This is a genomic window from Pseudomonas sp. XP2 (assembly GCF_053557975.1).
Map to the genome: position 1 here is coordinate 154368 of NZ_JBNRIK010000003.1, position 9417 is coordinate 163784.

The 9417-nt window shown below is 64.4% G+C and carries 6 protein-coding genes; 4 read left to right on the top strand and 2 right to left on the bottom strand.

What is annotated here, in order from left to right; genetic code table 11:
- Positions 1-84: 84 nt before the first annotated feature.
- Genes nfrB through ACK1VC_RS05370 form a run of 4 tightly spaced genes read left to right on the top strand, consistent with a single transcriptional unit; the run spans position 85 to position 7239 of the window.
- Positions 85-2259 (top strand): cyclic di-3',5'-guanylate-activated glycosyltransferase NfrB, encoded by a 2175-nt coding sequence (nfrB, locus tag ACK1VC_RS05355; RefSeq protein ID WP_191086637.1) that lies wholly within the window; start codon positions 85-87, stop codon positions 2257-2259.
- Positions 2256-5261, top strand: a complete 3006-nt coding sequence (locus ACK1VC_RS05360) for a phage receptor (protein WP_191086638.1) — start codon at positions 2256-2258, stop codon at positions 5259-5261. Before nfrB ends, ACK1VC_RS05360 begins: the two co-directional genes overlap by 4 nt.
- Positions 5261-6100 (top strand): DUF4434 family protein, encoded by an 840-nt coding sequence (locus ACK1VC_RS05365; protein ID WP_016487318.1) that lies wholly within the window; start codon positions 5261-5263, stop codon positions 6098-6100. Before ACK1VC_RS05360 ends, ACK1VC_RS05365 begins: the two co-directional genes overlap by 1 nt.
- Before the next feature lie 47 nt (positions 6101-6147).
- Complete coding sequence (locus tag ACK1VC_RS05370; protein ID WP_016487319.1) at positions 6148-7239, top strand: GGDEF domain-containing protein; 1092 nt, start codon at positions 6148-6150, stop codon at positions 7237-7239.
- Between the two features lie 115 nt (positions 7240-7354).
- On the opposite strand, the gene ACK1VC_RS05375 is transcribed toward ACK1VC_RS05370, so the two are convergent.
- Both ACK1VC_RS05375 and ACK1VC_RS05380 read right to left on the bottom strand, forming a co-directional pair.
- The gene (locus ACK1VC_RS05375; RefSeq protein ID WP_191086639.1) at positions 7355-8653 is read right to left on the bottom strand and encodes an ATP-binding protein; all 1299 of its coding nucleotides are present in this window, start codon (positions 8651-8653) and stop codon (positions 7355-7357) included.
- Between the two features lie 6 nt (positions 8654-8659).
- The gene (locus ACK1VC_RS05380; RefSeq protein WP_016487321.1) at positions 8660-9361 is read right to left on the bottom strand and encodes a response regulator transcription factor; all 702 of its coding nucleotides are present in this window, start codon (positions 9359-9361) and stop codon (positions 8660-8662) included.
- Positions 9362-9417 lie beyond the last annotated feature (56 nt).

Genomic DNA, 9417 nt, shown 5'->3' on the forward strand with positions numbered 1-9417 from the left:
ATAGCGTCATTTTGTACAACTTCGTCGAGGGAACCGAGCGAGGATAAGGACGATGGCCCACTCTGCCGTGCCGGTGACTGCCCCATGAGCCTGGCATTCATCGATTTTCTCACCTATGTGCTATTCGGTCTGAAGATCCTGGCGATCATGCTTGCCTCGTTGATGTTCCTGCTCGGCCTGGACGACCTGTTCATCGACCTGTGCTACTGGGGGCGCAAGTTGATACGGCGTTTTCGCATCTACGACAAGCATCAAAGGGCCGACGAGAAGCGCTTGTTCGAAGTCCCGGAAAAACCTTTGGCCATCATGGTCCCGGCCTGGAACGAAGTCGGCGTAGTGGGTGAAATGGCTCGCCTGGCAGCCTCGACCATCGACTACGAGAACTACCAGATCTTCGTCGGCACCTACCCCAACGACCCACAAACCCAGGCCGATGTGGACGCGGTGTGCCTGCATTACCCCAACGTGCACAAAGTGGTGTGCGCTCGCCCTGGCCCCACCAGCAAGGCTGACTGCCTGAACAACATCATCGACGCCTTGCTGCGCTTCCAGCAGGACGCTGGCATCGAGTTTGCCGGTTTCATCCTGCATGACGCCGAAGACGTGATCTCGCCCATGGAGCTGCGGCTGTTCAACTACCTGCTGCCGAACAAAGACATGATCCAGATCCCGGTCTATCCCTACGCACCGGAATGGAAAGGCTTTACCGCCGGCCACTATGTCGACGAATTTGCCGAAAACCACGGCAAGGACGTCATCGTCCGCGAAGCACTGACCGGTCAGGTGCCCAGCGCCGGCGTCGGCACCTGCTTCAGCCGCCGGGCCATCGGCGCGCTGCTGGAGGACGGCGACGGCATTGCCTTCGACGTCCAGAGCCTTACTGAAGACTACGACATTGGCTTTCGGCTGAAGCAAAAGGGCATGAAGTGCATTTTTGCCCGCTATTCCATCACCGACCCGGCACTGACCCTGCAGCAGGAATGGCGTCCGGGCATGAGCCGGGCGTTTTCGCAGGTGATCTGCGTGCGCGAGCACTTCCCGCGTGACTGGCAGCATGCCATCCGGCAGAAGTCGCGCTGGATCGTGGGTATCGTGTTCCAAGGCACCAGCAACCTCGGCTGGAGCCGCACAGGGGCGCTCAACTACTTCCTCTGGCGCGACCGCCGTGGGCTGTTCGCCTATCTGCTGAGCTTTTTGGTCAACTTGTTGTTGCTGGTGTTGCTGGCCATGTGGCTGGTGACGGTGATTGCGCCGGATGCATGGCGCTTCATGTCAATCCTCAGCGACAGCTGGCTGCTGTCCACCTTGCTGTGGCTGAACGGGCTGCTGCTGTTGAACCGCCTGTTCCAGCGGGGCTGGTTCGTCACCCGTTTCTACGGCATCGGCGAAGGTTTGCTGTCGGCACCGCGGATGATGTGGAGCAACTTCGTCAACTTCTTCGCCAACCTGCGGGCCCTGCGCCAGGTGATGGAAATGGGTGACTCGCGCCGCGTGGCCTGGGACAAGACCACCCATGAATTTCCCGCCATCGCCGCCCCTGCCCGCACGCCGCTGGGCCAGCGTCTGGTGGCCAAGGGGCTGATCAATGACGAACAGCTGCAACAGGCACTCACCAGCCCGGTACGCCGGCGCCTGGGACGCGAACTGCTGCTGCGTGGCTGGGTAACCAGCGAGCAACTGGTGGCCACCCTGGCCGAGCAGCTGGACTTGCCCTGGGCGCCCTTGAACCCGTTCAAGCTCGACCCGCAATTGATCGCCAAACTGCCGCGCAAGCTGGCCACCCACTATGCGGTGCTGCCGGTAGACGAAGACGGTGACACGCTGATCCTGGCCAGCGAGAGCCCTGTCAGCCAAGTCTCGCTGGGGGTGATCAGCCGCCACCTTAAACGCCCGGTCACAGCACGCCTGGCGCCTCAGGGCCGTGTGACACTGGGCCTGCGCTATCACTACCCCAGTCCCTGGCAGAAGCCAGAAACCCGCGCCATGCTGGCCGTGCTTGAACGCCACCAGGACAATGAGGCGCTGCTGGAACGGGTTAGCCATCACCAGGTCATGCTCGGCGCGCTGCTGCAGGTGCGCGGCATGGTCCCTGTGACCCTGTTCAACCAGGCTTTGATCGACTTTGACCCCGAACACCAAAGCCTCGGCGAGCACCTGATTGCCCGCGGCATCATCACCGAGCAGGTGCTGGAACAGGCCCTGATCGAACAGGCCAGTGAACAACAGGCCGCCATTGATCTGACCCGGGAGGTGGCATGAAGCCGCGCGTTTCCCTCACCTTTACTGGCCTGTTGCTGTGCGCCGCCGCCCTGCCTGTTGCGGCTTCGACGCCGATGACCGACTTCCAGCGGTTCACCAGTTTCCCGTTCATGGACCGCAGCTATCGCGAAGCCAGGAAAGACAACTGGGCCGAGGTGGAGCGCCTGACCCGCCACGTGCTGGGGCGAGTGCCCAACAACGACGAGGCCCGCGCACTGCTGGTAGAGGCCCTGGCCCATCAACGCCGCTACAAGGAAGCCCAAGCGCAGGCCGAACAGCTGGGCGGCAGCCCCGAATACGCGGACGCCCTGCTGGAACTGCGCCTGACCTGGATCGAACAGGACCCACCGCCCGCCAGCCAGGTGGAACAATGGCTGGCGGCCAGTGAGGGTAATCAGCGCGTGCGCCTGTGGCAGGCCTACAGCCTGAGCCTGGCCAAATTCGGCGGTGCGGGCAAGGCGCTGGACTGGCTCAGCCAGTTGCCCCCCAGGGGTGACGGCCAGGTATTGCGCCTGGCTCGGGCCAACTTCGCCGAACAACTACGCAACTGGCAGGAAACCATCGAGCAACTGCAGCCGCTCGCCGACAAGGGCCAGTTGCCCGCCGAAGATTGGCAACGCCTGGCCAATGCCTATGTCCAGCAGGTGAACGAAAAAGGGCTGAACAAGCTGCTGGCCAGCGCGCCCTCCCCTCAAGCGGCGGATCAGGCGCGCCTGGCCATGGCCAACCGCGCTATCGCCGTGGGTCACAACCAGCAAGCCCAGCGCTGGTTGCAGTCGCTGTCGCCCGATCAGCTGAATCAGCCCGACCAGCGTCAACAGCTGTGGGAGCTGGCCCGCGAAGGTGATGATGCGGCACTGGTGCGCCGCCTGAGCAACGACCTGCAGCGCCCCTGCCTGGACACCGTCGACTGGCTGTCACGCCATGACCCGAACCTGGCCCGCGAACAGTTCAAAGGCTGCACACCCACCACCGACACACGCGCCTACGCCGTGCTCAAGCAACGCCTGTATGGCGACCCGCCGCAACCCCCACAACCGCGCACAGCCAGCGAATGGGAAAACCGCTACCGGCAAAGTGGCGACCTGGCCGCACTGGAGCAAGCTACGTTTCTGCTGGTGGAACAGGGCCAGGCCGGACACGCCCGGCAACTGCTGGAACAGGCCTACGATCGCCGTCAGGGCCGCCTCAGCCCATCGCTGTTGCAGCGCTTGGGCAACCTGTTTGCCCGCAACGATGGGCCGCTGGACAGCCACCGCATGCTCGGCCTGATCCCCCGGGTCGATGCCAGTACCCGTGCCCAGTTGCTCGGCCGTCTGGCCGAGGCCGGCCAGTGCGACGCCGTTCGCCAGGCGGTGCCGGCCACCCCCCGCGAGCCCGGCCAGTACCGCGCCCTGGGCCGCTGCGCCATGCCCGACCAACCCGGTGAAGCGGTGGTCTACTACCAGGCCGCCGAACGCCTGGGCGACGCCGGCAACCGCCTGGCGTTGGCCTATGCACTTGAAGCGGCCGGCGATTCCGAAGCCGCGCTGCCTATCTGGCGCAGCCTGCCGGACAGCGCCTGGACCGACAACGCCCGCCTCACGGCCGCCGGTGGCGCGCTAGACGCAGGCGACGCTGACGCGGCCCGCCGCTATTGGGACGCTGCCGCACACCACAGCGCCGATGACTGGGCACTGGGCGCAGCCATTGCCCAGCGCCAAGGCGATTACCAGGCTGCCTTGGGGTTTCAGCGCCAGGCACTGGCAAGCAGCCCACGAGCCGACCACTACTACGCCGCGGCCAGCACCGCGCAGCTGGCCGGCGACAGCGCCCAGAGCATGGCCTGGCTCGCCGAAGCCGTGCGCCTGGCCCCCGATCAGCCGCGTTACCGCGCCGACTACGGCATGCGCCTGGCCGGCTCGACAGACAAGGCCCAGCGCCGCCAGTCGATCCCCTACCTGACGCGTGCCACCCACGACTTCCCCGAGGATTATCGCCTCGGCGAAACCCTGGCCTTGCGCTACGACGAAGCTGAAGACAGCGCCTCAGCCCGCCGCGAACTGCGCCGCATCCTCGATGTGGAGCAGAACCTGGTCGCCGGTGACGATGAATACGGCAGCCTGGAAGCCCGCAAATACCGCCAGCGCCGTGCCCACGAAAGCCTGTCACGGCGTGACACCATCACCCTGGCCAGCACCTGGTCACCCGCCGGCACCTCGACCAACGACAAGTTTCTCGACAACGGCCAGCGCAGCGGCAGCTCACGCCGTGCCCAATCGCAGAACGTGCAGTTAGCCATGTGGGACCATGCCCTGGGCGAAGAACCCAGCCGCAACGGCAGCACGCTATCGGTGTATGGCCGGGTACTGTTCGGTGGCCAGAGCCGCACCGACTATGCGCAAAGCATGGGTACCGGGGTCGGCCTGCGTTACAAGCCGCTCGGCCAGGCCAACCTCAACCTGTACGCCGAGCTGTACCACCAGCGGCAGATCGACGAAGCGCACTACCGCGGCCTGAGCCTTGGCCAGTTGCTGAGCCCGGCCAAGGTCGGCGGCAACTGGGGCGATCTGCGCCACAATGCCGAATCGAGCAACGACCTGCTGCTACGCGCCACCGCCTCGTTCCTCGACCAGGGCAACTGGCGCAATGACTGGCGTGTGGATGAAGACGACTGGAACGAGCGCTTCCTCTACCTCGACGCGGCCTGGTGGACCCGCGCCGGGGACCACGCCTGGCTGTCACGCTACCAGCAAGGCCACGCCTGGAAGCTACCCGGCAGCTCCCCGCAAACCCTCATGCCCTATGGCTTTGTCGAGTTTTCCAGCCAAGACCCGAGCAACGACTGGCGTCAGGACGCCCGGGCCGGGGTTGGCGTGCGCTGGCAATGGTGGTTTGATGACGATCGCTATAACGCCTACCGTGGCTCACTGAAAGTGCGTGCCGAGTACCAGCAGTCGCTGGGCGGCAACCTTTACCAGCGCGCCAACGGCGTGCTGGTCGGTGCGGAGATGACCTTCTGATGCGTACGCTCCTCGCCATCTGCCTGTTTGCCGTGTGCCTGCCTGCCACCGCCGATCAGCGCCTGTTCTACCAACCGCTCAACCGCGATGCCACTGTCACCCCCGCCCAGTGGCAACAACTGTGGCATGCCACCGTGGCCCAGGGCGGCAACACCCTGATCGTGCAATGGAGCGCCTATGGCGACAGCGACTTCGGCGGCGCCCAAGGCTGGCTGGCCAGCAGCCTGCGCAGCGCCCGTGCACAAGGCTTGCGGTTGGTGCTGGGCCTCTACATGGACCCCGCCTACTACAAACGCCTGGACGAGCTGGACGGCGAGGGCCTGAACAGCTATTGGAAAGCGCAGCTGGGGCGCTCACTCAGCCAGTACCAGCAACTGCGTCAGGCCTGGCAATTGCCGGTGGAGGGCTGGTACCTGCCCATGGAACTGGACGACCAGCATTTTCGCGACCCCGCGCGTCGCGAAGCGCTGTACAGCCAGTTACAGGCCTTCAACCGCCAACTGGACAAGCCTCTGCACATCAGTGCCTTCAGCGCAGGCAAGCTGTCGCCCCGGGTCAATGGCGCCTGGCTGGATCAACTGGCAGGCCTGGGCTTGACTGTGTGGTGGCAGGATGGCGCCGGCACCGGGCGATTACCGCCGTTGGTGCGCCAGGGTTACGAACAGGCCTTGCCGTGCCGAATAGGTGTAGTGCGCGAGGCGTTTCGCCAGGTGAGTGTGCCAGGTCAGGCATTCAGGGCTGAGCCTGCCGAGCCGACGCTGGTTGGCGGGTGCCATCTCGAGGCGGTGTTTGACTTGCGCTACCGGCCCTGGGCCCGGGGTGTTTTGCCACAGAATTGAGTCGCCAGGGCCAGCCCTGGCAAAGCAGTACCCCCAGGAGCTCCTCCATGCTCAAGACCATCGAGGAACACGTACGCAAACAGGTCGCCCCCGCCGCCCTGCGCGCCGAGTTCCGCCAGCACGAATTCGAGTCCATGCGCCCGTTCTGCCTGTTGGTGTTCTGCATCAGTCTCCTGATCTGGCTGGTCTTCGACCTTATCGTCAGCTTCCTCGGTGGCCAAGGTTTCACCTGGCTGTCATGCGTGTTCATTGCCTTGCTCGGCAGCCTGACCGTGGTGCTGCGTTTCACACACCGCAGCCACCACTTTGATGTACTTAACCTGCTGTTCATCACCGTCATCACCCTGGGCATGCGCCTGGTGATCGAAGGCCTCCCGGTGGCCCTGCGCCCGGTGTGGCTGATCCTCGGGGTCTCCACCGTGTTGTATGCCATGTCGGTGCTGCCGGTGCGGCGCTGGTCATTTTTCTGCGCCATGGCCATCACCTGGGTGATGCTCAGCCCGTTCTACCACACCCGCATGGAGCCGGACGCGGTCGAAGGCGCCATGTTGATCAGCTACGCAGTGTTTCTCAGCGGCCTGGTCAGCTACAGCTACCTGCAAATCCGCAAAGCCAAGCTGCACAACTTCTACCTGTCCAAGGTGCTGCTGGAGCAGGCCTACATAGACGCCCTGACCGACATTCCCAACCGCCGGTCGTTCATGGCCCAGGCCGACCGTCAGCTGCGCATGGCCTCGTCCGGGCAATACCTGGCGATGATCGATATCGACAACTTCAAGCGGGTCAATGACCTCTTCGGTCATGACGTCGGCGACGAGGTACTCAAACGCGTGGCCCTGCATATCAAGGCGAGCATGGCCGGTCATGCATTTGCCCGACTGGGCGGTGAAGAGTTCGCGATCTTCCTGCAAGGGCTGGACCAGCAGGGTGCCGAGCAGCAGGTGGCGGCGCTGTGCCAACGGGTGCGCGAGGACAAGGGCGAGCATCCGGTAACCATCAGCATAGGCCTGGCCCGGGTGGACCGGAGCGACAGCCTGACCACAGCGCTGGTCCGCGCCGACCAGGCATTGTATGAAGCCAAGCACAGCGGCAAAGACCGAGTCGTGCTGTGGACTACACAGTTGGCGGAACAGGGTTAGCAGGCCCGGCCTCTTCGCGGGTGAACCCGCTCCCACAGGGACCGCACAGATTTTGAACGCTGTGGCGTACCTGTGGGAGCGGGTTTACCCGCGAAGAGGCCGGTACAGCCACCCATCACCCCGCAGGCAAGCGAATCCTGAACTGCGCCCCGCCCAGCACCGACTGCGCTACCGTCAAGGTGCCGCCCTGGCCTTCGATCGCTCGCCGGCTGATCGCCAGCCCCAGGCCAAACCCGCCGGTGTTGCGGTCGCGGCTGCGGTCCAGCCGGTAGAACGGCTGGAAAATCCGCTCCCGCTCCTCCACCGGTATGCCGATCCCGTCATCTTCAACCGTGAGCAAACAGGCGCCATCGTCCTCCAGCCGCAAGCGCAACAACAGGCTTTCGTCGCAATAGCGCATGGCATTGCGCACCAGGTTCTGCACCGCCCGCGCCGTCAGCCGTGGGTCCAGCACAAACCGGGGCAAATTGCCCTCGGCCCGTACTTCCCACTGGATACCTCGGCCATCAAGCTCTTCGGCAAAACCGCCGAGTACGCTGTCGACCAGTTCCAGCAACGACACTTCGACCCGCTCGCGGGCCTGGTCGGCGTTATACAGGCGGCTGTAGGACAGCAGCTCCAGCACCAGCTCATCCAGCTCACGCACATGCCCCACCAGTTCCAGCAGGCGCTTGCGGCTGGCCGGCGGCACTTCGTCGAACAGCAGCACCAGGCCGAAGTCCAGGCGGGTCAGCGGCGTGCGCAGCTCATGGGACACCGCATTGAGCAACTCGCGCTGCTGGTTGACATGGCGCTCCAGGTCACTGGCCATGGTGTCGAACACCCCGGCCAACTCACCAATGTTGGAATGCGGCGAAATGTGTGTGCGCTCGGCCATCTGCCCCTGGCCCAGGCGCCGGGCGGTTTCCTTCAGGCGCTCAAGGTCGCGCCAGTGCGGCCACACCCATAACAGCAGGCAGCCCAGCATGGCCGCACCGATCAGCACGGTCACGCCCCACGACAACACATTGATGTCCAGCGGGTCTGGCGGTGCATGCAGGCGCACCAGCCACTGCTTGTCCAGCGGTGCCAGCACCGTTTCGTAGTAGCCCCACTCGGCAATGCGCACGGCGTACTGGCCATGCTCCAGGCGCGCCTGCTCATCCGCGCTCAGTTCGGCCTGGTCCATGCGCAGCAGCTTCACTTCCAGCGGGGCGAACGCACTGGCCAGGTCCTGCTCCACGGCCGGCCACTGCTCGCGCGGGGCCTGGTGGAACTGGCGCACGATCAACGATTGCACGCCTTTGGCCTGGTCCAGGTTGTAGGCCATGAAGCGCTCCTGGAACAGGCCGACGATGGTGTCAGGAATGAGCAGCAGCGCACCGGCGTAGGCGACAATGATCACCAGGTACAACCGCACCAGGATCTTGAGCATGGCCGGTCAGCACTCCCACTCGACGCGGCTGAACAGGTAGCCCTTGCCCCACACAGTCTTGATCTTGCGCGCTTCGCCGGCGTTATCGTCAAACTTGCGCCGCAGCTTGGAAATGGCCACGTCTACCGAACGGTCAGTGCCGTTGAACTCGATACCGCGCAGCTGCTGCAAGATGCGGTCGCGATTCAGCACTTCTCCGGCATTGCGCGCCAGTACCACCAGCAGGTTGTATTCGCCGCTGGACAACTCCACCTCTTCGCCGCGCCAGCTGACCGTGCGCTCGGCCAGGTCGATGCGCAGGCCTCCAATCAGGATCAGGTCGTTATCCAGCCGCGGCTCGTTGACGCTGCTGCGCCGCAGCAGCGTGCGCACGCGGGCCAGCAGCACGCGCGGCTCGCAGGGTTTGGTCACATAGTCGTCGGCGCCCATTTCCAGGCCCAGTACCTGATCATGGCTGTCGTCGCGGGCGGTGAGCATCAGGATCGGCAGGTTCTGCGACTCCTGGCGCAGCAGGCGGCACAGTTGCAAACCATCGATACCCGGCAGCATCAGGTCGAGGATGACCAGGTCGGGCTTTTGCCGACGATATTCGTCCAGCACATGGTCGCCCCGGGCGATCACCTGGACATGGAAGTCGTTGCGTTGCAGGTAGCTGGCGATCAGCTCGGACAGGGCGCTGTCGTCTTCGACCAGGAAAATATTCGGCATAGGTGCTTGGGATCTAGGTTGTGGTAGACCTCACTGGTCTCTTCGCGGGCTTGCCC